The organism is Methanolinea mesophila, assembly GCF_017873855.1.
Taxonomy (GTDB): domain Archaea; phylum Halobacteriota; class Methanomicrobia; order Methanomicrobiales; family Methanospirillaceae; genus Methanolinea_B; species Methanolinea_B mesophila.
In genome coordinates this window covers 45,325-70,295 of sequence record NZ_JAGGKR010000001.1, presented here as the reverse complement: position 1 = coordinate 70,295, position 24,971 = coordinate 45,325, and the positions used below count along the sequence as shown (strand labels likewise).

22 protein-coding genes are annotated in these 24,971 nt (G+C 57.5%); 17 read left to right on the top strand and 5 right to left on the bottom strand.

Annotated elements, in window-relative coordinates; genetic code table 11:
• Window position 1 precedes the first annotated feature (1 nt).
• From J2741_RS00335 to J2741_RS00315, 5 genes are read left to right on the top strand one after another with little or no spacing between them, the layout of a single operon-like run.
• On the top strand, window positions 2–1,051 hold the full coding sequence (locus tag J2741_RS00335; RefSeq protein ID WP_280896992.1) for a V-type ATPase subunit: 1,050 nt from the start codon (window positions 2–4) through the stop codon (window positions 1,049–1,051).
• Complete coding sequence (locus J2741_RS00330) at window positions 1,044–1,364, top strand: V-type ATP synthase subunit F (RefSeq protein WP_209673001.1); 321 nt, start codon at window positions 1,044–1,046, stop codon at window positions 1,362–1,364. The genes J2741_RS00335 and J2741_RS00330 overlap by 8 nt, the downstream gene beginning before the upstream one ends.
• 1 nt (window position 1,365) lies before the next feature.
• The gene (locus J2741_RS00325) at window positions 1,366–3,105 is read left to right on the top strand and encodes a V-type ATP synthase subunit A (RefSeq protein ID WP_209672999.1); all 1,740 of its coding nucleotides are present in this window, start codon (window positions 1,366–1,368) and stop codon (window positions 3,103–3,105) included.
• Complete coding sequence (locus J2741_RS00320) at window positions 3,102–4,502, top strand: V-type ATP synthase subunit B (RefSeq protein ID WP_209672998.1); 1,401 nt, start codon at window positions 3,102–3,104, stop codon at window positions 4,500–4,502. The genes J2741_RS00325 and J2741_RS00320 overlap by 4 nt, the downstream gene beginning before the upstream one ends.
• Window position 4,503: 1 nt before the next feature.
• Entirely contained in the window at window positions 4,504–5,181 is a 678-nt protein-coding gene (locus J2741_RS00315; protein ID WP_209672996.1) for a V-type ATP synthase subunit D, read from the top strand.
• Window positions 5,182–5,458: 277 nt separating this feature from the next.
• On the opposite strand, the gene J2741_RS00310 is transcribed toward J2741_RS00315, so the two are convergent.
• The gene (locus J2741_RS00310; RefSeq protein WP_209672993.1) at window positions 5,459–5,764 is read right to left on the bottom strand and encodes a hypothetical protein; all 306 of its coding nucleotides are present in this window, start codon (window positions 5,762–5,764) and stop codon (window positions 5,459–5,461) included.
• A 296-nt stretch (window positions 5,765–6,060) separates the two neighbouring features.
• On the opposite strand from J2741_RS00310, the gene J2741_RS00305 reads away from it, so the two are divergent.
• From J2741_RS00305 to J2741_RS00285, 6 genes are read left to right on the top strand one after another with little or no spacing between them, the layout of a single operon-like run.
• Window positions 6,061–7,890, top strand: a complete 1,830-nt coding sequence (locus J2741_RS00305; RefSeq protein ID WP_342452197.1) for an NADH-quinone oxidoreductase subunit 5 family protein — start codon at window positions 6,061–6,063, stop codon at window positions 7,888–7,890.
• Window positions 7,887–8,753, top strand: a complete 867-nt coding sequence (locus J2741_RS12830; protein WP_245249308.1) for a respiratory chain complex I subunit 1 family protein — start codon at window positions 7,887–7,889, stop codon at window positions 8,751–8,753. Before J2741_RS00305 ends, J2741_RS12830 begins: the two co-directional genes overlap by 4 nt.
• Complete coding sequence (locus tag J2741_RS00300; protein WP_245249306.1) at window positions 8,750–9,226, top strand: NADH-quinone oxidoreductase subunit B family protein; 477 nt, start codon at window positions 8,750–8,752, stop codon at window positions 9,224–9,226. Before J2741_RS12830 ends, J2741_RS00300 begins: the two co-directional genes overlap by 4 nt.
• Window positions 9,223–9,603, top strand: coding sequence for an NADH-quinone oxidoreductase subunit C (locus J2741_RS00295; protein WP_209672987.1), 381 nt, complete (start codon window positions 9,223–9,225; stop codon window positions 9,601–9,603). Before J2741_RS00300 ends, J2741_RS00295 begins: the two co-directional genes overlap by 4 nt.
• On the top strand, window positions 9,588–10,667 hold the full coding sequence (locus J2741_RS00290; RefSeq protein ID WP_209672985.1) for a hydrogenase large subunit: 1,080 nt from the start codon (window positions 9,588–9,590) through the stop codon (window positions 10,665–10,667). The genes J2741_RS00295 and J2741_RS00290 overlap by 16 nt, the downstream gene beginning before the upstream one ends.
• Before the next feature lie 12 nt (window positions 10,668–10,679).
• On the top strand, window positions 10,680–11,075 hold the full coding sequence (locus tag J2741_RS00285) for a 4Fe-4S binding protein (RefSeq protein WP_209672983.1): 396 nt from the start codon (window positions 10,680–10,682) through the stop codon (window positions 11,073–11,075).
• Between the two features lie 140 nt (window positions 11,076–11,215).
• Here the strand turns inward: J2741_RS00285 and J2741_RS00280 are convergent, their stop codons facing one another.
• Together J2741_RS00280 and J2741_RS00275 are read right to left on the bottom strand one after the other, a co-directional pair.
• A complete protein-coding gene (locus J2741_RS00280) occupies window positions 11,216–11,764 on the bottom strand; it encodes an HDIG domain-containing metalloprotein (RefSeq protein ID WP_209672981.1) in 549 nt (182 codons plus the stop codon).
• A 72-nt stretch (window positions 11,765–11,836) separates the two neighbouring features.
• Window positions 11,837–12,577, bottom strand: coding sequence for an endonuclease V (locus tag J2741_RS00275; RefSeq protein ID WP_209672979.1), 741 nt, complete (start codon window positions 12,575–12,577; stop codon window positions 11,837–11,839).
• Window positions 12,578–12,844: 267 nt separating this feature from the next.
• On the opposite strand from J2741_RS00275, the gene J2741_RS00270 reads away from it, so the two are divergent.
• Entirely contained in the window at window positions 12,845–13,510 is a 666-nt protein-coding gene (locus J2741_RS00270) for a response regulator (RefSeq protein ID WP_209672977.1), read from the top strand.
• 104 nt (window positions 13,511–13,614) lie between these two features.
• Here the strand turns inward: J2741_RS00270 and J2741_RS00265 are convergent, their stop codons facing one another.
• The gene (locus J2741_RS00265; protein WP_209672976.1) at window positions 13,615–15,324 is read right to left on the bottom strand and encodes a PAS domain-containing sensor histidine kinase; all 1,710 of its coding nucleotides are present in this window, start codon (window positions 15,322–15,324) and stop codon (window positions 13,615–13,617) included.
• Window positions 15,325–15,604: 280 nt separating this feature from the next.
• Between J2741_RS00265 and J2741_RS00260 the strand changes: the two genes are divergently transcribed.
• The 4 genes from J2741_RS00260 (at window position 15,605) to J2741_RS00245 (ending at window position 21,083) form a co-directional block, all read left to right on the top strand.
• The gene (locus J2741_RS00260; protein ID WP_342452196.1) at window positions 15,605–16,399 is read left to right on the top strand and encodes an FHA domain-containing protein; all 795 of its coding nucleotides are present in this window, start codon (window positions 15,605–15,607) and stop codon (window positions 16,397–16,399) included.
• A gap of 22 nt (window positions 16,400–16,421) precedes the next feature.
• Window positions 16,422–18,992 (top strand): protein kinase domain-containing protein, encoded by a 2,571-nt coding sequence (locus J2741_RS00255; RefSeq protein WP_209672974.1) that lies wholly within the window; start codon window positions 16,422–16,424, stop codon window positions 18,990–18,992.
• Entirely contained in the window at window positions 18,985–19,746 is a 762-nt protein-coding gene (locus tag J2741_RS00250) for a PP2C family protein-serine/threonine phosphatase (protein ID WP_209672972.1), read from the top strand. The genes J2741_RS00255 and J2741_RS00250 overlap by 8 nt, the downstream gene beginning before the upstream one ends.
• 560 nt (window positions 19,747–20,306) lie before the next feature.
• The gene (locus tag J2741_RS00245) at window positions 20,307–21,083 is read left to right on the top strand and encodes a response regulator (RefSeq protein ID WP_209672970.1); all 777 of its coding nucleotides are present in this window, start codon (window positions 20,307–20,309) and stop codon (window positions 21,081–21,083) included.
• A 26-nt stretch (window positions 21,084–21,109) separates the two neighbouring features.
• Here the strand turns inward: J2741_RS00245 and J2741_RS00240 are convergent, their stop codons facing one another.
• Window positions 21,110–23,170, bottom strand: a complete 2,061-nt coding sequence (locus J2741_RS00240; RefSeq protein ID WP_209672968.1) for an acetate--CoA ligase family protein — start codon at window positions 23,168–23,170, stop codon at window positions 21,110–21,112.
• A gap of 194 nt (window positions 23,171–23,364) precedes the next feature.
• Here J2741_RS00240 and J2741_RS00235 point away from each other — a divergent pair, with 194 nt between their 5' ends.
• Window positions 23,365–24,882 (top strand): methyltransferase domain-containing protein, encoded by a 1,518-nt coding sequence (locus J2741_RS00235; RefSeq protein WP_209672965.1) that lies wholly within the window; start codon window positions 23,365–23,367, stop codon window positions 24,880–24,882.
• Window positions 24,883–24,971 lie beyond the last annotated feature (89 nt).

Genomic DNA, 24,971 nt, shown 5'->3' with positions numbered 1-24,971 from the left:
TATGGATTACGGATACGCCAACGCCAGGATTAGAGGAATGCACAGCCGTCTTCTGGACCGGAAAGGCTACGAAGCACTTCTGGTGCAGCCGGATATCCCCGCGATGGTGACCGAGCTTGGAAAAACTCCTTATAAGGCCGAAATCGAAGAAGGTACCGTCCTTTATCCTGGAATCCGCGGAATAGAGTATGCCCTGCGCAAAAATCTCGCAACAACATTCAGGAAAGTCCAGGGCCTTCTCGCCGGCAGTGACGCCGAAATTTTCGTGCGAATCTTCGTTTCACGCTACGATATCCACAATCTCAAAACGATCATAAGGGGCATTCACATCCATATCTCTCCGGAGGAGATCACCGAATGCCTGATTCCAGCCGGTACGATCTCGTCAGCCCTTCTCAATGAGCTGTTAAAACAGGGCGATGTACGGGGTGTCGTGGATCTGCTCGCAACATGGGATGTGATCTACACCCGCCCGCTGACCGCACATATGAAGGAGTACGCGGAAACGGGCAGCCTCTCATCTCTGGAGTATGCGCTGGATCTGTTCCACTATGAAAACTCCAAAAAGACCCTCACAGGGAAGACCGCGGATCACAAGCTGATGCAATCGATCCTTGCGGCTGAGATTGACAGCGTCAACATCAAGACGGCGTTAAAAATGAATCGTGAAGGGATTTCCCCGGAGGAATCGGCCCAGTATTTCCTTCCCGGCGGGACCCACCTGCCACTCAAGCTGTACCGGAAACTTGTCGCCGCCCCCTCTATCGGGGAGGCTGTCTCGGTTCTCCAGGGAACATCCTATGAATTCCTGGTCTCACTGCCGCTTCAGTCTCTTGCAAACGCGGAAATCTCACTTATCGAAAAAGAAATGGACCGGTATCTTGTCCGCAAGGGGGCATCGCTCTATCACAGCGAGCCTCTCGGAGGTGTGCTCTGTATCGGGTATCTGTTTGAAAAACAGAACGAGGTGACGAACATCCGGATTATCGGCAGGTTTAAAACCGCCATGATATCGGACGCAGACGTTGAGGAGACACTCCTGTATGTATAAATTCATTGTAGTCACCGATCCGGATACCGCCCCGGGCTTCCGGCTCACCGGGGTTGAAGTCATGGAAGCTGCCGATCCCCAGGAGGCACGGAAGATCATCCCGCCCCTGCTCCTGCGGGACGATACGGGGATAATCGCGGTAAACGAGGAGTTTATCGATTTGCTCGATGAAAAACTGATTGCACGCATTGAACGCACGTATAGGCCGATAATTCTGCCGATTCCCGTGCATTTCCGGGGGGGAGCGGGACCGGGCTATATCGAACGCCTCCTGCGGAGGGCAATCGGGTATAACGTGGTATTGAGGCACTGAAATGATTCAGGGAAAAATTTCGAGGATATCAGGGCCTGTAGTGATTGCCGGAGGCATGACGGGCTCGAAGATGTATGACGTGGTGAAAGTGGGAAAATACTCCCTTTCAGGAGAGATCATTCGTCTTGAGCGGGATATGGCCGTAGTCCAGGTATACGAGGACTCAACGGGTCTGTCCATCGGCGAACCCGTGGAAAATACAGGACAACCTCTCTCCGTCGAACTGGGGCCGGGGCTCATTTCCTCGATCTATGACGGGGTGCAAAGACCGTTACCCGTACTTGCAAAAGCCAGCGGGAGTTTCATTTCAAAAGGGATTTCGGTCCCGGGTCTTGACAGGAGCGTCCAATGGCAGTTCGTTCCCTCCGTAAAAACCGGTGACGAAGTATCGGGAGGAGATATCATCGGCACGGTCCAGGAGTTCCACGTGGTCCACAGGATACTCGTACCTCCCGGGATTTCGGGAAAAGTGGCCGAGATCCACGAGGGGAAATTTACTGTCGCCGACACCGTGTGCAGCCTGGAGGGGGGTACCACCATTTCCATGATGCAACTCTGGCCGGTCAGGAAAGGAAGGCCCTACAGAAGAAAGATGAATCCCACTTCGCCCCTCCTTACAGGCCAAAGAATATTCGACTTCCTGTTCCCTCTCACAAAGGGCGGGACTGCGATGATCCCTGGCGGGTTCGGTACCGGGAAAACCGTATCAGAGCAGACTCTCGCGAAATGGGCTGACTCGCAGGTGGTAGTATATATCGGGTGTGGTGAACGGGGAAACGAGATGACCGACGTGCTGACCGAGTTCCCCGAGCTCGTGGATCCCCGGACCGGGCTTCCCCTGATGGAACGGACGGTCCTTGTCGCGAATACCTCGAACATGCCGGTGGCAGCAAGGGAAGCATCGATATATACCGGCATCACCATGGCGGAATATTACCGGGACATGGGCTACGACGTGGCGCTCATGGCAGATTCGACCTCCCGGTGGGGAGAAGCGCTCAGGGAAGTCTCTGGAAGACTCGAAGAGATGCCGGGAGAGGAAGGGTACCCCGCCTATCTGGCCACCCGTCTTGCGGCATTCTATGAAAGAGCCGGGCGGGTGGAATGCCTCGGGAAAGGAGAGCGGGTAGGATCGGTCACCATCGTTGGTGCGGTCTCCCCTCCCGGCGGCGACTTCTCCGAGCCGATTACCCAGAACACTCTCAGGATTGCCGGCACGTTCTGGGCGCTCGACACCAACCTGGCGTACCGCAGGCATTTCCCCTCGGTGAACTGGATTAAAAGTTACTCCCTGTATCTCGACAGCATCGAACCCTGGTACAGGGAGAATGTTGCTTCCGACTGGAAAGCGCTCCGTGACAGGACGATGTACCTCCTACAGAAGGAGGTGGAACTACAGGAAATAGTCCAGCTGGTGGGCCCCGACGCGCTGCCCGAGAGCGAGAAGGCAATACTGGAAGTGACCCGCATGATCCGGGAAGATTTCCTCCAGCAGAGCGCCTATAGTGATGTCGATTCTTTCTGCCGCCTCGAAAAGCAGTACTGGATGCTTTCCGCCATCCTGGCATACGAAGAGGCGGTGAGTGATGCCATGGGCCGTGGTGTGAACCTTCGCCAGGTCTCGGCTCTCCCGCTAAAATCCGGAATTGCCCGGATGAAAGAAGTCGAGTCAGCGGAACAGATCAAGGGGTTCGTGGATGAAATCCGGAATAAAATCGAGGCGCTGGAGGTGGAAGAATGAGCGTCCCTTCCCTTCTCGACCGCGAGTTCCGGACGGTCAGCTACGTCTCCGGCCCGCTCATATTCGTGGAACGCCCGATGGGTGTATCGTTCGGGGAAACCGCAAGAATCACGCTTCCAAGCGGAGAGGAACGCAACGGGCAGGTCCTGGATATTTCGCACGACCTTGCGGTGGTGCAGGTCTACGAAGGGACGAGCGGCGTGGACAGCGATACCACTTCGGTGAGATTCACCGGTCAGGCGCCGGCCATCGATGTATCGATGGACATGCTGGGGCGGGTTTTCACCGGAGTAGGCAAACCGCGGGACGGAGGTCCCGAGATCATCCCGGAGGACTCCGTGGATATATCGGGAACACCCATCAATCCCTATTCCCGCGATAAACCCGCAGATTTTATCCAGACCGGGATGTCGGCGATCGATGGTCTGAATACCCTCGTGCGCGGTCAGAAACTCCCCATCTTCTCGGGATCCGGTCTTCCGGCGAACAAGCTCGCGGCCCAGATTGCCCGTCAGGCACGTGTCCCGGGTGCGGAAGAGGCATTTGCCGTGGTTTTTGTGGCCATGGGCATTACCCATAAGGAAGCCTCGTTTTTCATGAACGACTTCGAAAGGACAGGAGCCCTCGAAAGAGTCGTGTTCTTCTTAAATCTCGCGGATGATCCTACAATCGAACGGGTGGCGACACCGAGGTGTGCCCTGTCCACCGCCGAGTTCCTGGCATACACCCACAATCTTCACGTCCTCGTCATTCTCACGGACATGACAAATTATTGTGAAGCATTGCGGGAAATTTCGACCGCCCGGGAAGAGGTCCCCGGGCGCAGGGGATACCCGGGATACATGTATACCGATCTTGCCTCGATTTATGAACGGGCGGGAAGAATCACAGGAAAATCCGGATCTATAACGCAAATCCCCATCCTCACCATGCCGGACGACGACATCACCCACCCGGTGCCCGACCTTACGGGGTACATCACCGAAGGCCAGATCGTGCTTTCAAGAGATCTCTACCGGAGAGGGGCGGACCCGCCAATCGACGTGCTTCCCTGCCTTTCACGCCTCATGAACCTCGGAATCGGGCCGGAAAAAACGAGGGAAGACCACAGGAATGTGGCGGACCAGCTCTACGCGTCGTATGCGTACGGGCGCGATCTGCGGAGACTTGTGGCGATAGTGGGAGAGGAGGCACTTACCGAACTGGACAAGGTGTATCTTTCGTTTGCAGATGAATTCGAGAAAAAATTCATCACCCAGGGGGATCAGAACCGGTCGATAGAGGAGACGCTCGGGATCGGGTGGGACCTCATGGCAAGCCTTCCGGAAGACGAGCTGAAGCGGATAAAGAAAGAGTATATCCGGAAGTATCATCCGCTTTTAAAGGCGGGAGAATAGAATGGAGCAGGTAAATCCCACCCGGATGGAACTCATCAAAAAAAGGGCCCAAATCCGACTCGCAGAACAGGGGAGGGACCTCCTCCGCGAAAAAATGGACGCACTGATACGGGAATTTTTCCAAATCATGAACACGGTGTCCCGCTCCCGGGAGGAACTGGAGATTATCGCAGAGAGCGCCCAGCGTTCCCTGCTCACTGCACAGGCCGTCGATGATCCGGTCACCCTGAAATCGGCCTCTTTCGCCACCCGTCGTTCTATCGTACTCGACATATCAGGGAAGAATATCATGGGGGTCCCGGTCCCGATCATCGAAAAAAAACGGGTTTCGATCGGTTCGCTGCAGCGCGGCTATAGTATCCTCGGAGTAAGCGGGCGGATCGACGAAACTGCGGAGAAGTACGAAGCAGAGCTTGATCTTATCATAGGGCTCGCAGAGACCGAAACGGCTCTCCGACGGCTCGGAGAAGAGATCCAGATGAATCGTCGCAGGGTAAACGCGCTCGAGCAGGTATTGATCCCTGAACTCAGGCGACAGGCGAAATATATTAAGATCACCATCGAAGAACGGGAACGGGAAGATCTCTACCGGTTGAAAAAAGTCAAAAAATTGCTGAACCGGAAGAAAAATATGGTCAAGACCGGGTCCGGGGGCGGGAGCGGCGCGATCCCGCCCTAGACAGGAACGTATTCACCCGCCCGGCTTCTTTTTGTCAATTCTTTCGCACACGGAGAGAATTATCCTCGGATCGCTACAATCGCTGTGGTTCCTTCCTGATCTCATCGTGACCAGGACATGACGGAGATGGCGGTAAGACCTCATGGTGAACACTACCGGAATTAGTACCCGGACTGCCGGGACTATCGAACAGATCACACTACTACCATTCACTCATTTAAATGCATGCACAACATTAGTGCATTGCACTGCAACTTCCATGAAGCGTAGAAAAAAATTATAATGTATTCTCGTAGGTTTTCAGCATTATCTTGGTCGCTTTTTCCACCGCGGTTCTCTGATCCATCTCATTCGAATGGAAATCCTGCCCAATAGCGATGAGATCCATCACATTGCGATAGGTCATCCGGGAGAATGCGATCTTCTCCCATGTCTGACGGTCGATCGAAACCCATGCCCCGCCAAGGATATACTTGAGCATCTCGATATCCCTGTGAGTGAGCCGGGCCCAGTCTGAGCCCAGACTCGGCCGGATTTTTTCAATGGCCAGCTCCACATGCTTCTCTTTCTGAAGCGCGAACATCCTTCTCCCGATTTCCGTCCTGGAAACGTCCGGCATTTCCCTGCACCCTTCCCCTCTCAGGGTACGCGTGAATAGTGCCGATGTGATGATAAGTTTAACTCCGGGCATCCGGAAAAAACAATTTTACACCAGATATCCGGATTAAACGTCGTTTTATGACCTAAAAAGAAATTAGAATGATTAATAATGATAAAAGGCGAAACGACATGCTGGATATATCCATGATTACGCTTCAGTTTTTAATTCTTTTTCCGGCGATAATTGCTTTGCTGCTTTTCCTTCTCCCGCGCGCAACTTTGCGCGACGGCCTTGTGAGGGTGGCCGCAGCCGTTATCATACTGGTTTCCGCGTCCCTGCTCGTGACCTCATCGACCGGTGCCGCCCAGTATTTCCCTGTCCCGCTTGCTGAAAGCGGTGTCCTGATATTCCTTGCGGAAATGCTGATAAGTGCATTTCTGATTTATATGGGGTTCAAATACAGGAACACGCTGGCCGTAATCCTGGTTGCAGTGCAGGCAACCCTGCTGGTCTATTACGAGGCCGTGTTTGCGGGAGGTATGCATGAACCGCCCTCTCTGTTCATAGACCAGTTCTCCCTGATCATGGCACTGATCATCGGGATAATCGGAACCCTCATCGGGGTATATGCCCTGGGGTACATGAAAACCTACCACGATCAACACCCCGCAGTGAAAGATCGGCAGAAAATGTTCTTCTTCGTCGTTTTCCTCTTTCTTTCAGCGATGTTCGGGCTGGTATTTTCAGACAGCCTTCTCTGGGTCTTCTTTTTCTGGGAGATCACCACGCTCTGTTCGTTCCTCCTGATAGGATATTCCGGGACTGCGGAGTCAATAAAAAATGCATTTCTTGCATTGAACATGAACCTGGCAGGGGGGATCGCCTTTGCGGTCGCCATTCTTTACCTCTCGGTCATAAGTCCGGACGGCACATACATGTCAATCCGTGCCCTTCTTGACTCCAACCAGGCATTTGTCCTTGTACCTGCGGTGCTTCTCTCGTTTGCAGGTATTACCAAGGCAGCCCTGATGCCGTTTTCTTCCTGGCTGGTTGGAGCGATGGTGGCGCCGACTCCCGTGTCCGCCCTCCTCCACTCGAGCACCATGGTCAAGGCAGGGGTATATATCATCGTGCGTTTTTCTCCTGTGCTCTCGGGTTCGATCGAAGGTCTGATCATCGCGCTTATAGGAGGGTTCACGTTCCTCCTCGCATCTGCGATCGCCATCTCCCAGAGGAATGCCAAAAAAGTGCTTGCGTATTCCACCATTGCCAACCTGGGACTGATTGTGGCCTGTGCGGGAGTCGGGACCTATAAACTGGTCTGGGCGGCGATACTCCTGATACTCTTCCACGCGATCGCCAAGTCACTCCTGTTCCTCTGCGTGGGAACGGTGGAACAGAGAATCGGAAGCAAGGATATCGAAGATATGAGCGGTCTGATCGTGCGGCTTCCGAAAGTCGCGGTCATGATGTTCATAGGGATCGCGGGGATGTTCCTTGCACCGTTCGGGATGCTGATCTCGAAGTACGTTGCTCTCGAGGCGTTTGTCGAGGCGCAGTTCGGTCTTATCTTTGTTGCGATCCTCGCATTCGGTGGTTCTATCACCGTATTTTTCTGGTCAAAATGGATGGGGAAGATCATATCGGTCGATCCTACGGTCAGTGAACTGAAAGATTCGGTCCACAAGGAGATGCTTATGATACTCACGGTGCTCACGGGGCTTACCGTGCTCGTGACTCTGCTGTTCCCGGTGATATCGGCGAGCCTTATCGAACCGTTCGTGCTTCAGGTATACGGCCATTCCACAGGGCTTTCCCAGGATAACCTCACGATCATGGTGATGATGCTCTTCCTGCTGATGATCATGCCGCTCTCCATGCTCTGGTACGGGAGGGACCAGAAGACGGTTCCCGCCTACATGGGAGGACGCCCTGCAACCGCGGGGCTCGCATTTGCAGGTTCGATGGGAGTGCAGCGGCAGACATCCCTGATAAACTATTATTTCGTCGATCTCTTCGGTGAAAGACGGCTCCTGATGGCGGGTACGGCGCTTTGTTTCGGCCTGGTCCTTCTCGCAGGAATTCTCGCAGTAGGAGTGGTACTATGATCTCTCTCACATCGGCCATCCTTTACCTCGTACTTGCTCCCTTTATCGGGGGCCTTGTCTACGGGATAGACAGGAAGATTACCGCCCGTATGCAGGGAAGAGTGGGGCCTCCTGTATTGCAGCCATTTTACGACCTGGCGAAGCTTTTCCAGAAAGAAAAAGTAGTGGTGACCCCGTCCCAGAATTTCTACGTTCTCGGTTACCTCGTATTCATTCTGGTAAGCGGCTCTTTGTTCTTTGCCGGCGGCGATATGCTTCTTGTGATCTTCGCATTCACTCTGGCCCATATTTTCCTGGTGCTCGGGGCATATTCGTCCTTTTCCCCCTATAGCTTCGTGGGGGCCGAGAGGGAACTCGTGCAGATCATCGCGTACGAACCTATGATCATCCTCTCTGCGGTGGGGATGTACCTGGTGACGAAAAGTTTCTTTGTCAGCGATATCGTTGCGCTTCAGGCCCCCCTGATCCTCTATCTCCCCGGTGTATTCCTTGGTTTTCTTATGGTGCTCACCATCAAACTCCGTAAATCACCCTACGATCTTTCCACTTCCCACCATGCGCACCAGGAGCTTGTAAAAGGGGTAACCACGGACTTTTCAGGACCCGCGCTCGCCCGGATCGAGCTGGCCCACTGGTACGAGACCGTGTTCCTGCTGGGGTTCATCTACCTCTTCTTTGCATGGAGCCTCCCTATCGCCATTCTGGCAATAATCGTAACGTTCCTGCTCGAGATCCTCATCGACAATACCTTCGCGAGGATGAAGTGGCAGTTCACCCTGAAAAGCTCGTGGCTGATCGCCGCAATGCTCGGACTGGTCAACCTGGGAATTCTCTATTACCTCGGAAACGGAGGGATATCATGACCTGGTTTTCCCGATCCCCCTGGATCTTCCATTATGACGCTTCGAGCTGCAATGGTTGCGATATCGAAGTACTCGCCTGTCTTTCACCGCTTTACGACGTGGAACGATTTGGAATCATCAATACCGGAAACCCGAAGCATTCGGATATTTTTGTCGTTACCGGGACGGTAAACGAGCTGAACCGGGACGTGATCCGGAACATCTACGACCAGATGCCGGAACCGAGGGTGGTGGTCGCGGTGGGGATCTGCGCCACCTCCGCGGGGGTGTTCCGCGAGTGTTACAATGTCTCAGGAGGGATCGACCAGGTTATACCGGTGGATGTCTATGTGCCGGGTTGTGCCGCCCGGCCTGAATCGATCATCGACGGAATCGTGCGGGCGCTCGCGATCCTCGAAGAAAAAAGAGCGAAGATGAATACCGCCAATGCTGCCCCGGCTAGCGGTAACGGGGACCCGGGAGGTGCCCGATGAAAATTGAGGAACAAAATACGGCCGATATCGAGCTGGGCGCGCTTATCGGCCGCGTTGAAGCATTGAAAGAGGCGGGATTCCGCCTGGTCCAGATTCATTGCACGAAACTGGACGACCGGCTGGAGATCAACTACTCCTTCGATCGCAACTACGAGTTCCAGAACCTCCGCATCAACGTCGGAATTGAGACGGAGATCCCGAGCATATCGGGGATGTACTGGGGATCTTTCGCGTACGAAAACGAGATGCACGACCTTTTCGGAGTCCAGGTGAAAGGAATGAACATCGACTTTCATGGGACTTTTATCAGGACGGCAAAGAAGTATCCGTTCCGGGAACCGGAGTTTCGGGGGGAGGGGCCATGTCAAGAAAGATAGTGATGCCTTTCGGGCCCCAACACCCGGTGCTCCCGGAACCGATCCACATCGACCTCGTCCTCGAGGACGAGACGGTGGTGGAGGCCATCCCATCCATTGGGTATGTACACCGGGGCCTGGAGACCCTGGTGGCGAAAAGGGAGTACCCGGAGTACGTGTACATCGCGGAGAGGACCTGCGGCATCTGCAGTTTCATCCACGGCATGACGTTCTGCCAGGGAGTCGAACAGATCATGGACCTTGAGGTGCCGCCGAGGGCTCTTTACCTGCGGACGATCTGGTCCGAATACTCGAGGCTTCATTCCCACCTCCTCTGGCTGGGCTGTTTTGCCGACTCGATGGGATTTGAAAACCTGTTCATGAACTCATGGAAGCTTCGCGAGTCGGTCCTGGACGTCCTCGAGGAGACCACGGGAGGAAGGGTTATCCAGGGGAGCTGCAAGGTGGGAGGAGTGAGGAAAGACATTCCCGACACAGTTCTGGAGCGGATGGTGGAGGACCTCGATCCTTTCGAATCCGAGCTTAAATCCCTCGGCGAGGTGTTTCTCAAAGACAACTCGATATGTTCGAGGACCAAGGGGGTCGGCCGCCTCTCGAGGAAAGATGCCTACGATCTCGGTGCTGTGGGACCAACCGCCAGGGGGAGCGGAGTGGACATCGATCTCCGAAAGACAGGGTATGCTGCCTATAAAGACCTTTCATTCGAGCCGGTGACTTCCGCCTGTGGAGACTGCTACGGTCGCTGCGAGGTCCGGGTCCGCGAGCTCTTCTCCTCTGTCGACCTGATCAGGAAGGCAGTTTCGAATATTCCTCAGGGGGAAATCGAAGTGAAGGTGAAAGGCAACCCGGACGGGGAATACTTCTCCCGGGCCGAACAACCTCGCGGGGAACTCGTCCACTATGTAAAAGGGAATGGGAGCAAGTATCTCGTCCGGTCGAGAATCAGGACGCCGACACTGACCAACGTCCCGTCCCTGGTAAAAATGCTCCAGGGATGCGAACTCGCGGATGTGCCGGTAATCGTGCTGTCCATCGATCCCTGTATCGGGTGCATGGAACGGTGAGGTGAGACAGGAATGGCATTTTTCGAGATGGCACGGATTGCGATGGGGACGCTCTTCCGCAGGCCTGCCACGAGGAGATACCCGGCTGTTGCGGCCAAACAGATGCCGCTCTCCCGGGGGCATGTCACAATAGACGAATCGCGGTGCATATCGTGCGGGATGTGCATGAGGAAATGTCCCGCGGAGGCGATATGCGTGGAAAAGGAAGAGAAGACCTGGAAAATCGACAGACTGAGATGCGTGGTATGCAACTGCTGCGTGGAGGTCTGTCCGGTGCACTGTCTCTTCATGGACACCGTGTATTCCCCCGCTCTCACGGAGCACGCGGGGGTCGACATAGTAAACATCACCTACGTGAAGCCGGAACGGCCTGCGAAGAAGGAAACGGCAGAAGAAGGGAGCGGGTGAGAGAACCGGGCCGACAGGCCTTGTTCCCTTCGTTTTAGTTTCAGGCTTTTTCAGGGTCTTATCCTTTTTGAAAATGTTCACACGACGATTCGACCTTCTTCGGAGGCCCCCTGGTTGCGGGTCTGGGACCTGTTTCCTCTCTATTCCAGTCCGAGTTCGTCCTTAACCCCGGTAAGTCCCTTCAATGCGAGTCCAAAGAACGTGGGAAGGTCCATCAAAGGTTCTATTCTTCGTACCATCTCTCTCCTGCATCCTGCGGCGAAGGATTTCTCCTTGAACTTCTTCTGGATACTTTTCGTGGTCACCTCTGAAATCTTCCCTCCCTTTACCAGGGCGCACGCGATCACGAGCCCGGACACGTTATCCGCGGCCTGGAGGACACGGTCCACGGGTTCGTCCGACACCCCGAAGAGCAGGTCGTTGTGATTCCTCACCGGGAGCGCGATCCGCTCGTCGAAACCCTCCTCTTTGAGTATCCGGTAACCCTCCACCCCGTGTCGCTGCATGTCCTCGTCGATCGATTCGAAATCTATGTCGTGGAGTATACCTATCGTCTCCCACTCTTCCTGGTCCTGGCCGAGATATGCCGCCGTCTCCCGCATCACCGCCGCGGTTGCGATACAATGACGGTAGAGGCTTTCCTTGTGCACGTAACGGGAGAGGAGTTCCAGAGCAAGGCGTCGTTCCATGATAATGACTCGGACCCCGGTCGGGATAAGTGCACCGTTTGTCCGAACGATTCCGGGAAATCTTCCAGTTAGTTATTCCGTAAGACCATGGGAACCGAGGTATTCTGCAAGGCATTCCCGGGATGCACGATCAGCATGCCAGAGTGGCTCGGGCAACGCATGAGTCCCGAAGGTTTTCATTACCAGTGAAGTCGCAGAAACGATATCCACACCGTACCCGGGGGAGATGAAAAGGAGTCCTCCTCCCTTGCGCCTCCGGATCACGGATCCCACTGTTTCATCCCCGAGCGTAAGCGATGTGATCCCTCCCCGGATATCGGAGGCATCGTACGAGAATCCTGCAAGCCGGCGTTTCGCCACCCCGATACTGGGGATACCGAGCACTACGCCCAGGTGGGTGGCGAGACCGAATTTCTCCGGGTGTGCCCTCCCATGACCGTTGAAAAGAAGGAGATCCGGAAGGTATCCGAGCCCCTGGAATGCATCGAACAGGACGGGACCTTCCCGGAATGCGAGATAGCCGGGAATGTAGGGAAATTTTGTCTTTTGGACCGCCGTGGCCCGGCATATTTCCAAAAGCCCCGGGAATGTCATCACCACCGCCGCTCCGGCAGAATATTCGCCGGCATAGGCGGCATCCAGCCCGCAGACCGTGCGGATGGGTTTCGGTTCCGGATCTCTCACCGCGTCCGGCAGGGAACGGAGTTCCTCGCGGACATGATCTGCGTCCTCTCTTGAACATGCGAGGAGGAACCGCCTCCCTCCGGGGATCATCGAGGAAGAGTACGCGGGTGTCGATACAAAAGTTTTCATCGGTTATGGGCGGTGTCCCCGAAGATGCGGCTCCAGGGATCATACCGGCGGACCGTCGAATTCCTGACCGGAAATGAATTGCTGCCCTGTACCGAATCGAACCATTTTCCGCGCTACCCCGTCTCCGACCGACCCTTGCGCAATCCCCTGTTTCTTTTAGTGGGAAATATCCTGATCACCGCACTTATAGGGATGCGAGATTCCTGGGGCAAAACTCGATACCCTTATTAGACTCCCCTGCCAAATTTCAGAAAAATAATTCAACAAATGTTCCGCTTTCAGGGGGGTGGAACGATAGCGGCAGGACACTCTCATAAAATCCTTGTAGTGGATGACAATAGCGACCTGGTCGAGTTATATCTCACCATCCTCGGGATGAAGGGGTATACGGTTACCGGTGCCCAGAGCGGCAGGGAATGCCTCGACGAGCTACGGAAGTCCCTCCCCGACTTAATACTCCTCGATATCATGATGGCGCCGATGGACGGATGGGAGACCCTCCGCCGGATACGCGAGGACCCTGGATATGAGGATGTCCCGGTCATCATGGTGACGGGGAAGCAGTTCGTGCTCGAGGAGCTGGTGCAGTACGGTGACCTGATCGACGGGTATATCGTGAAACCGGTCAGCCCGCACGATCTCAATCTCCTCCTCGAGCACTTTTTCGCCGGGATCGGGAAGATCGATGACTGCGCGAGGGAAGCCGGGAAGATGGGAATGGACCCGGAGACCATCAGGGAGTACCGGTTCCTGGCCCGGAGGGTCTGCGCCATGGAGGAGATCATTCCCCTGATCCGGAGTTCCTACGAGTCATCGGGGAGAGACCTCCTCATGCAGCCCGAGAGAAAGGAGATCTTTTCCGCAATCCTGCAGAAAATCTCCGACCGGAAGGACCGTCTCGGTGCCATAAAGGCTCGGATCGACCCCTGTTGAGACGGGAACTACATTTATCCGGGCAAAAAAAACCAATCTTTTTCCTGGCAATCGATGAGCGTACTGTTTGTGTTTCGATTTTTATCCGTAAGATTAGATATTCACTACGGTGCAAGCCGGTAACTGCCTTCGGGGACATGGATCTCGAACCGTGCTCCCTCGCCGGGAGTTCCTGTCTCTTTTATTGAAAGGCCGGTGATAGAAAGGATCTCCCTGATCAGGAACAGCCCGTAACCGGTGTTTTTTCCGTACCCCCTCTTGAATATCTCCTCCCTCTCCCCGGGTGGGATCCCCTCGCCGTCGTCCCGGTAGACCAGGACCAGGCTCCCTGCCGAAGGGTCTGCCTCGAGCGAGATCCTGGATACCGTCCCTCCATGACGGAGCGAATTGTCGACCAGGTTGAAGAAGACCTTCTCCAGGAGGGGGTCGGCAAACAACCAGAGCCCTTCAGGGGGGAGCGCGAACGAGATCTTCCCGGTATCGAGTCCTTCGAGGGACTTGTCGAATGTCTTCCGGAGATCCTGCCAGGCGGGGGACGATGTTCCGATATCCTGGTAGATGCGGGTAAAGGATATCTGCCGGTAGATGGTCTCGGCGGCCGTCTCCACCTTCGAAAGGTAGTCTTTGACATCCGGGCTCCTCGCCTTCAGTCTTGCAAGTTCCAGGTACCCGGTCATGATGGTCAGCTGGTTGAACACATCGTGGCGGGTAACACTTGAAAGAAGGTTCAACTTCGCGTTAGCTTTTACCAGGGCCTCTTCGGCCCGTAACCGCTCGGTCACGTCGTGCAGGGTCGCAAAAAGCACCTTTCCATCGGGGGTCTCGAGGGCTTTCAGCGTCATCTCCGTATCGAGAGGGCTTTTATCCTCCCGCTGGTACCTCCAGGAGAAGTGCTCAGGGTGACCGAGGGTTGCAGAAGCCGTGTGATCCCTGAACGACGATTCCGAGGGGGTGCCGTCAGGCTGGAGCGGGGGGAAAAACCCGGAGGGGTCATATCCGATAATCCGGTCCCTGGGACAGCCGAGCAGGGTCGCGAGCTGTTCGTTGCAGTCGATGAACCGATCGTTCATGAGGAAGATCCCCACGCTGGAATTTTCGAACAGGGTCCGGTATTTCTTCTCGCTCTCATGGATTGCCTTTTCCGCAGCCATTCTCTGGCCGATGTCGATAAAGGTGACCAGGATGAGGTCGTCGGGGACGAGGGTCGCCGAGAGGAGCGAGGGTTTCTGGTCTCCGTTATGTGCCCGCAGGGTCACCTCCCTGTTCAGGATCATCCCCTCCTGGTCCAGGGTCTCCATCATCACCTTGTAGTCCTGGTAACGGGCAAAGATCGAGGCGAGTGATGATCCTCTGAAATCTCCCTCCCCGTAGTCCAGCATCGCAGCCCCGTGGATATTGATATCGGTCCCGAGTACTTCACCGTCCTTCTTCCGGGCCATGACCATCCCGGCAACGCACCGGTCGAAAATACCCTGGTATCTGCCTTCCTCGCTCTTCAGCCTGGATGAGAGCGATGAGACCGTCACCGCCGCCGCAACCAGCACGTAGAAGCTAGCGGTGGTGAGCGCGAAACCGGGAAGCGGCATTCCCGTCAGGAGCCCGAGATACGAGAGCGGAAAGAGGAGCAGGCCAAGGGCGAGCGAGAAGTAGATACCCTGCCGTGGGAACCAGTATGCCGCGAGGATTACCGGAGGGAAGAGCAGGAGGGGGGCAAACGGGTAAAAGTCTCCCTGGAGCCCGACTGCGCTCCCATAAAGTGCGGCCAGAGATATTGTAATAAGAACAGCGATTTGTGCAATTACGGATCGTTTCATCCGGCCCCCCCGGCCTTGCGCCTCCCGCGACCTGTACTGTGCAGATGTAGGCGGGTGGCCCTTAAAACTTTACCCTTGACCCGGGAATTATGGAAGGTTTTTCCACCGCGGACCAGATTCCACTGATTGTTCTGCGAGGGGCCTTAACGCCCCCGCGGCAGCTTGTTCAGGGCTAATAAGATAACTGTCCCGGCATGCAACCTTCTTAAACAGGAGAGAAATTCGGTGAGAATGTTTTTGACCGTGTCTTACGAATATTAACCCAGGATGTGATTCTTGGGTGACCGATTCGCCGCACGATACAGCCAGGACCATTGTGCTTGAAGAAGTTCCGGACTATTACATGGAGCTCTCCGAGTATCTCGAGGTCCTGTCGAACAGCCAGCGGTTGAAGATCCTGAAATTACTGGAGAAGAAACCGCGGGACGTGCGGACGATCGCATCCGAGATCAACACGAGCTACGAGAACACCAAGAAACATCTCGACAAGCTGATCAGCACCGGCCTTATCAAGAAGGAGGTCGGGCTCGGCCAGCAGACCTCGAAGGGCGTCCACCCGGTATGGAAATACTCCCTGGTCCCGGGGGCCATGGAGGCGCTGATCCGGAACCTGGGCATCTTCTCGAACATCAAGCTCCACCTTGCCGACGGCGAACTGAAGAAACGGCTCGACGAGGTCAGGGAAGCAGTGGAGGACGAGATCACCGGGGACACCCCCATGGCCATCCTTCTCGGGGGGCCTGAGGACGGTAAGGTCTTCCTCCTGCAGAAGCCCGAGGTCCGGGTCGGCAGGGTGGACCCGGGGAACGAGGACCGGTACGACCCCCAGAACGATATCCTGTTCTCCGCGGACTATACCTCGGTCACCCGGGTGACCAAGCCCCACGGGATGATCTCCCGGCAGGGGACGAAGTGGTTCATCGAGGACCGGGGGAGCAAGGGAGGCTCGTTCCTTAACAGCACCCCGCTCATCGCGCGAAAACCCGAACAGCTCCACGACGGAGACCTCGTTGAACTGGCCAAAGGCGCCGCCGGAGCGAGGATCCTTATCATCATACCCAATGACACTCCCTGAACCTTCCACTTCCCGCCCACCCATGATCCGCACACGCACTGCCTCCGCACTTATTCTTGCCTGCCTTATCCTGGTCAGCATAGGCGTTCCCCTCGCATCGGCGGCAGCGGGGGACACCTTTGTCATCTCTTCCACGGCAGGAGTGGGAGGGACGATAAACCCGGACGGGGAGTTCACGTATAACAGGGGCGATATGGTGGTGTATAATATCCAGGCGTCCGACGGTTATAAGATAAAGGAAGTCCTGGTAGATTCGAAATCCATTGGAAGTCAACCATTTTATATCTTTAACAGCCTGAACTCGGATCACACCATAACTGCCTCATTTTCCCGGCTGACCGGGAGCATCTCGGTGGACTCAATCCCATCAGGCGCACAGTTCTACCTCAACGGCGAATACATCGCCCAGACCCCGATCACCCTGGGAAGCTACCCGACCGGGGATTATACGCTCACCCTCCAACTCGAGGGATACCAGCCTTATAGCCAGGACGTCACGATAAGTGACGGGATTACGACCGTAGTGCCGACAATACACCTGGTACCGGTCCCAACGACGACCATTACCACAACCGCCACGACGAGCCCGACCCCGACTCCTACTCCCTCTTCCACCACGACAGCCACTACCACCGCAACGACCAGGCCTACGACGACGGTGACCACAACGGTCACCACTACCGCTACTACCACGGCGACAACCAGTCCGACCGCTACAACGACAACTACTGCTACCACGAAACCTTCGACCACCGTGACGACGACTGCGACCACCACCACCACGACCGCCACGGCCACCACCACGAGCCCGACCCCCACCGTGACCTCGTCCCTTGCAGGCTCGCTCACGATCACCTCGAACCCTTCCGGGGCGAAGGCCACCGTGAACGATATCTACCGGGGCGTAACCCCGGTCACGATGCAGAACATCGCCCCCGGTTCCTACGATGTCCTCCTCGAGCTCGACGGCTATTCCGACTGGCAGTCCACGGTGACGGTGAATGCGGGCCAGCCCACCACGGTAAGCGCCATCTTCACCCCGGCAACCATTACCACCGTCACCCCCACCATCACCCCCACCACGAGCAGTACCCCGACGGCGACCCGCACCACCGGTGCACCGTTTACCACCCGGCCGACCGACACTTCCGTAACCACGGATTCCCCGGGGAATGAGACCGGCCCCGTCACCCCTCCCACGACACCCCCCGGAGCCGCATCCATGTTCCCCACCCTGGAAGACTCGATTCTTGCGGGAGTCGTCCTGGTCGGGCTCTGCGGACTGTTCCTGTCCTACGACCTGCTGAACGGGAAGGGATCGCGCCTCCCCCTGTCCCTGACAGAGAAGATCGCGGGAAGCACAGGGTACCTGCTCTCGGGGGCCGCGGTCATATACCTCCTCTACTACTACCTCCGGACGAATCCCCTGCTCCGGTTCCCGGCGATCGATCTCCTGGCGGCGATCTCGTTCTACCTGGTGATCTCCACCCTGGTCCTCATCGGGGCGACCCTTGCGGCGAGGCCGCTCCGGTGGATCGTCAGGGGGCACATCGCACTCGGGATCGCGGCCTGTGCCACCGGGCTCATCGCGTTCACCAGCCCTGAACTCACCAACAGCATCCCGGTCGCATTCGGTGTCGCGGGCGCGGTGGTCTCCGCGTCACTGGCCCAGTGGCAGCTCCGGAACATGGTCCCCGGGGGAGCGGTCCCCGTACCGGGCGCAACAACGTTTCCGTCTTCCCCGCAGAATGGTGAACCGGGGACGGGCGAACTCTTTCCCAGCGAACTGGGGGAACGTTACGACCACGTCACGTTCATCGGGATGGGTGGGATCGCGAGAGTCTTCCGGGCCAGGAACTGGCGGACCGGCGAGACCGTCGCCCTGAAGATCCCCATCAACAAGGACGAGAACACGGGCAAGTGCTTCACCAAGGAGATCGTCGCGTGGGAGGGGCTCCACCACGACAATATCGTGAAAGTCTCCGAGGTGAACATCCTCCCCGTCCCCTACGTAGAGATGGAATACGTGGAGAGCGCCCTCTCCGAGATGAAGAAACCCCTCCCGGTGAGGGACGCGGCGAGGATCATCCTCGGGGTCGCCGAAGGGCTTTCATTCGCCCATTCGCGGGGGATCATCCACCGGGACATCAAACCCCATAACGTCCTTATCGCGAAGGACGGGACCCCGAAGATCACCGACTGGGGAATGAGCAAGGTGCTCGGGACCTGCGTGGTGCCCACCATCACCGGTTTTTCCCTTGCATATGCGGCCCCGGAGCAGGTCGCATCGACGGGGTTCGGGCCGACGGACCAGAGGACCGATATCTACCAGCTGGGTGCGGTATTTTACGAGCTGGTCACCGGGAAAGTCCTCTTCGAAGGAGAGGAGATCGGTCAGGTCAGTGCGAGGATTCTCTCCGAGGAGCCCGTGCCCCCGTCAGTGCTGAACCCCACCGCGGCGGGGCTCGATCCCATCATACTGAAATGCCTCAAAAAACAGCCCGGCGAACGCTACCAGACGGTCGACGAACTGATCGCCGACCTGAAACAGTACCTGGAGAGCCAGGGGGAGTACGAGATCTTCGATGACTAACCCTGACGAGCGGCCGGACCCCGAGGACCTGGTCACCATGGACGGCGAAGCCGCAGGGGTCTCGTGCAGGGGGCCCCGCGAAAGGAACGAGGACCGCATCCTTATCTCCAGGATCGGCCCCTGTCTCCTCCTCGCGGTCGCCGACGGGGTGGGTGGCGCACGTGGCGGCGATATTGCGGCCAGCCTCGCACTCTCCGTGCTCGAGCAGGCCATGACCCGGTGCCTCGCCGAGCGGCATGACTTCAATACCGAGGAGATCGTGAAGAACTCATTCCGGCTCGCCCACCATGCCGTGAAGGCGAGGGCCCGCGAAGGCCTGGAAGGGATGGGTACCACACTCGTCGCAGCGGTAATTCATGGAAACTCGGTGGTAATCGCTAATACGGGCGACTCCAGGGCATACGTCATCCAGGATCACGAGATGTTCCACACCCGGGACCACTCGGTGATCCAGACGCTCCGGGAGAGGAACATGATCACCGGTGAAGAAGAGTCCACCCACCCGCTCCGGTCCTGCATCACCCAGTGTTTGGGCGGCCCCTTTGGGGTGGACACCTACCGCATGCCGCTCTACCCCGGGGCCCTCGTCCTCCTCTCGAGCGACGGCTTCCACAACACCGTGACCGAGAGCCGGTTGCAGTCCCTCTCCCGGACCGGGAAACCCTCGGAACTGGTCAGGGAACTCATCGGGGAGTCCCTGAAGTCTGCGGGGGACAATACCTCGCTGATCATTTACCGGCATCGCCCGGTTTGAACTGTTTTTCAGATTTTCGGACAATTACCGGGAAATAACACGCCGAAGTCACCTTTGGTGTCTCCATCTCACGATGGCGAAAAAAGTGGTAAGGAGTCTCCTGTGGCCGGGATTGGATTCCCTGCGGGGGCATGCCCCCGCCGGATTACGGTCTCTTGGTCAACCCTTTTATACGGCCACAGTTATTGTATTGTGGAAATATGTGAGTGTGTGCTTGGATTTTGTAGAGGCGTTGAATTCCTGGGATTTCTTTTCTTCGTGATCTTTCCTGCATCTGGAACAGTTCCCCGACGTTCAGGGATCCGGTGGTGTGTCCGTTCGGGGCCGCCCGTTCCCGGCGCCCCGGGCACCTCTTCTCTCCACCACAGACAAAGTCGCAGAGGAACGATATATATTGGCCCTATCGGCAGGGTAACGCCGGAGAAAAGCGGAGTTCATCCGTCGATCCGCGTGGTTCAACGGCACTACCGAACATATCTCACGTTGAAACAGGATTTTTTTCGAAAAATTCATGGCACATTGCGGGTCATCACATTGATTGCGCAGAGTGCGGAGCCCCCATGATCAAGGTACTCTTAGTCGACGACGACCAGGCCCTTTTCAATGTCACCCGGATACTCCTGGAAAAAGAGGGGGACATGACGGTCGAGCTTTGTAATTCACCGTCTGAAGCATTAGAAATGCTCCGCTCCGGAAATTTCGACGCGATGGTCTGCGATTACCAGATGCCCGTGATGGACGGGATCGAGATCCTGACCCTCATCCGGAAGAGCGGAAACACCATCCCGTTCATCCTCTTCACCGGAAAGGGGAACGAGGAGGTCGCCGTGAAAGCGTTCTCCGCGGGCGCGAACCATTACCTTCCCAAGGCCGGCCCGCCCCAGATGGTATTCGCCACGCTCCGCCAGATGATCCACGACGAGGTTCGGGCGAGGAGGGGCGGGATGCAGCCGAACACCTTCGGGACTTATCACAGGATCATACTCGAGCACATCAGCGACGCGGTCTGGCTCACCGACCAGGATCTCCGCGTTCTCTACAACTCCCCTTCGGTCTCGAAAGTCCTTGGATATGACACGGAATGTCCCGGGACCTCCCTACGGAACCTGCTCACTGCGAGCGGTCAGTCGTGCCTGCAGTCCTGCCTGGAAGATCCCTGCTGCACCACGAGAAGATCTTCCGGCACTTGCCGGAGCATCGTCCTCGAGTTCGTCGGGAGTTCCGGAGACATCGTCCCGCTTGAAGTGAGAATAGATACCATCCAGGGCAGGGGAGAACCCGGTAAACTTCTCTTCGTCGCCCGGCCGCTGTGGGGAGCACAGCCGGCAAAAGGGTGAGGCGGGTTTCAGGGACCGGGGCCTCTTTATCCGGCGCGTTCTTCGTGCTCGTGGATACGGATAGAGTTCAGGCTCCTCCCGACGGCCAGGAATGCCCGTTCGAGGTCCGAGAAGTTGGGTATCTTCTTGTGCCGGAGCACCCCGATCCCGCTCCTCACGCTATCCCCCCCGAGGAGGCACCCCACTACCATCTTCCGGGTGTGCGAGGAGAACCGGACGATCTCCTGCGCGAGGTGCCCGGTATCGAGGACCGCGGAAGGAATCCCGATCACGAACGCGATGTCCCACTCGTCCTGGTGGCGCATCAGGACGTCGAAGGCTTTTGCATACCGTTCCGCGCCGCCGTCCCCGATAAGGTCCACCGGGTTCGCGTGGCTCCACATGGGGGGGAGGAATGCGTTGAACTCCTCCATCATGGCCGGGGTCAGGGGAGCCATCGCGATTCCGTACTTCTCGGCGTAGTCGGCGGCGAGCACCCCGAATCCTCCCGCCCCGGTGATTACCACCGCGCGTTTCCCTTTGGGATATCCCTCGGATGCGAGGAGCTCCGCCACTTCGAACGCCTCTTTCAATGAAAAGACCGGGATGACGCCGCTCTGGGCGAACGCCGCCTGGTAGATCTCGAACGAACCTGCAAGGGACCCTGTATGCGAGGCCGCCGCTTTTTTCCCCACCGCCGAAGAGCCGGACTTCAGGGCGATGACCGGGAGCGTGGGGGTGACCTCTTCCATAAGACGGAGAAACTCCCTTCCTCCCCGTAACTCTTCGATATACAAAATCACCGCCTTCGTTTCGGGGTCGTGTGCAGTAAAAGCGATAAAGTCCACGAACCCGAGGTCGATCTGGTTTCCTACGCTGATCACCGCGGAGAACCCGATCCCTTCGGGGATGCTCCAGTCGACCACCGTGGTGATTACCGCCCCGCTCTGGGATATGAACCCGATATGACCCGGGTGCGGGGAGATGGGGTCGAACGTGGTGTTGATCTTTTTATGGGGAAATATCACGCCAAGGCAGTTCGGACCGACGACGCGCATCCCATAGTGGCGGGCTTTTTCGAGGACACGCTCCTCGAGGAGCACTCCTTCGCCCCCGACCTCCCGGAAGCCGGACGATACGATGATCACCAGCCTGACCCCTTTCTTCCCCAGGTCGTCCATCAGCGGCGGGATGCCGGCCGCCGGGATAGCGACGACTGCGGCATCCACCCGGCCCGGTATGGCGGAGACTGAGGGATAAGCCTTTCTTCCGAGCAGTTCGTTGTGATGGGGGTTGACAGGGTAGAGCGTTCCCGGGTAGGGGAGGAGGTTCCGGAGCACGGCGTACCCCACCTTACCCGGGTCGGAAGATGCACCTATCACCGCAATGGAGGAGGGGGAGAAGAGTCCGGCGTCGAAGGGCTCTCGTGGTTCCTGGCCCGGGGAAGGTACGTTTTTTTCGTAGAGCCGGGCATCTACCACGACGAGCCCCTCGGGATAAAGGATGACCGGGTTTAAGTCGAACTCTGCAAGGTCTTCCTTTTCCAGAAACATCCGCCCGACTGCCACGAGCAGGTCGACGAGAGCATTTTCATCGAGGGGCGGGCTCCCCCTGTATCCCATGAGGAGGGTACTGCCCCGGATGGAGCGGACCATCCTCAAGGCCTCTTCCCGGGAGAGAGGGAGCACCCGGAGGGCTACATCGCGGATAAGTTCCACGAGGGTCCCGCCGATACCGAACGTGATCACTTTGCCGAACGCCGGGTCCTCCCTTCCGCCTATAATGAGTTCGAGCCCGGGAGGCATCTGCCGTTCAACGATGACCGCCTCGATGACCGCTCCCGGGACTTTCTCACTTACGCGGGCGAGGATCTGCCGGTAGGCATCGCCTGCACCTTCCGGTGAGCTGATACCGGGTATCACCCCTCCGCTGTCGCTCTTGTGCACCACCCCCGCAGACACCACCTTCATAACGAGCGGGAACCCGATCCGTCGGGCAGCCTCTTCGGCCTCCCCGGGGGAATTCACCACCGTTGAATCGGGGACCGGGATGCCCCGGGCCCGTAATACTTCCATTCCTTCCGGTTCGGTCAATAATCTCGCATCCATGGGAACACCCTGGAATGCCCGGCCGGTGCCCGCGAACCCCGGGGGATGAGAAATTCTTTCCCGGTACAGGACCGGTACGGGCCGTCATCCTCCGTTGTGCAGTAAAGGCTATAAAGGGCATACAGTCCGTATCTCCCGTGAAGAACACCGGCTGACAAACTATTATCCGCCATGCTCCCCGATTATACTCCGATATGGAGAAGGATGAAGTCCGGGCCGGCCTCGAGAGCCTGGCGGCAACCAGGAAATCCTTCTCGCTCATGGACCTATCAAGGGCCTTGTCCTACATGGGGACGCTTGAGGAACTCCAGGCGGAGATCTGGCCGCTGATCCCGGAGACAGGGTTTGCCGCCCAGGTCGAGCGGGGGAAGGTTAGGTTCGAACGAAGAGGCCCGCAGAAGACGATCTCCCCGGACCCGGGACGTACCGGTGCGGTGAGGGGTTTTCTCCGGGCACCCGGGGTGCCCGGCTGGTGGGAGGATCGGGTCGAGGCGTATATCGGGAAGAAGACCGGAAAGTCCTGGGACGACCCGGCGGTGCGGGAACGGATCCGGCAGGCGATCCTCGCCCAGAAAGCCCAGTACTGGAAGGAGGGCGATACCCGGCGCATCGGGTACCGGAAAGGATACGCGGTGATGGCGTACCTCGCCTACCAGGCCCCCGGCTATTTCATCCAGGCCGAGCACCTCCTGCTGATGCTCCTGGAGCGGGGCTTCCTCAAAGAAGGTATGCGCATCCTCGATGCGGGGACCGGGCCCGGAACCTTCACCTCCGCGATCCTCGACTTTTCCCGGAGGATCGGAGGATTCTCAGCGGATATATTCCCGGTCGAGCGATCGGATGAATTCGCTGATGCGTTCCGGGAACTCCACCACCCCGGCAGGGAGGATCCCGGCGGGATCAGGATTCATCCTCCGCTTCAGGGCGACCTCTCCACCCTTCCGCAGGCGTCGCTGCCTACGAGCCTGGACCTTGCGGTGTTCCAGAACGTCCTGAACGAGATCCCCGATGAACGGGAGCGACTGGCCGTTCTTGCAAAAATATCCGGGCTTCTCGCCCCGGGAGGGCTGGTGCTCATAGCCGAGCCCGCGGATTACCAGAACGCGACCCAGCTCCGGAAAGGTGCCCTCGCCGCGGTCTCAGCCGGGGCGCTCGCACTTGTCGCTCCCTGCAGATACCCGTGGGGTCTGCACTGCGACCCCGCGTCGTGCTGGAGCTTCGAGGAACAGCCGCCGGTCGCTCCACCTCCTCTGATGCGGAAGGTCGCGGAGGCCGGAGATGCCTACCGGTTCCTGAATACCGACATCAAGTATTCCTGGGTCCTGCTTAGGGAGAAGACCGCAGGTGGGGATTCGGTACGGCCTCCGGAGGGTCGGTACACCCGGCTCTCCGCGCTCCGGCAGGTAAAGGGGAGGACGGTGGACCTCCTCGTGACGGTGATGTCGCCCGATATCGGTGATACCGCAACCCACGTCTTCAAGATCTGCGACGGCACCGCGAAAAAACCGGTGTTCGCGGTGCTCCCTTCGTTCCACACGACTGCGGAGAACGCTCCCCTCCTCTCCCGGGTCTACGGCGACGTGGCGGTCCTGTCCGGGGTGACGGTGCGGTTCAATACGGCCAAGGATGCATGGAACATCCTGGTGACCCGGCAGAGCAGGGTCACGCCCCTCCCCGCCGGGGCGGAAGCGATCCCGGACGACCTCCAATAGTCTCATACCTCATGGGGGGCCATAAGAAATACAGAATGTGCCGGGCGGTCCGGGGAACAGCGCGCAGTAGTGGCATTCGCCTTTCCCGG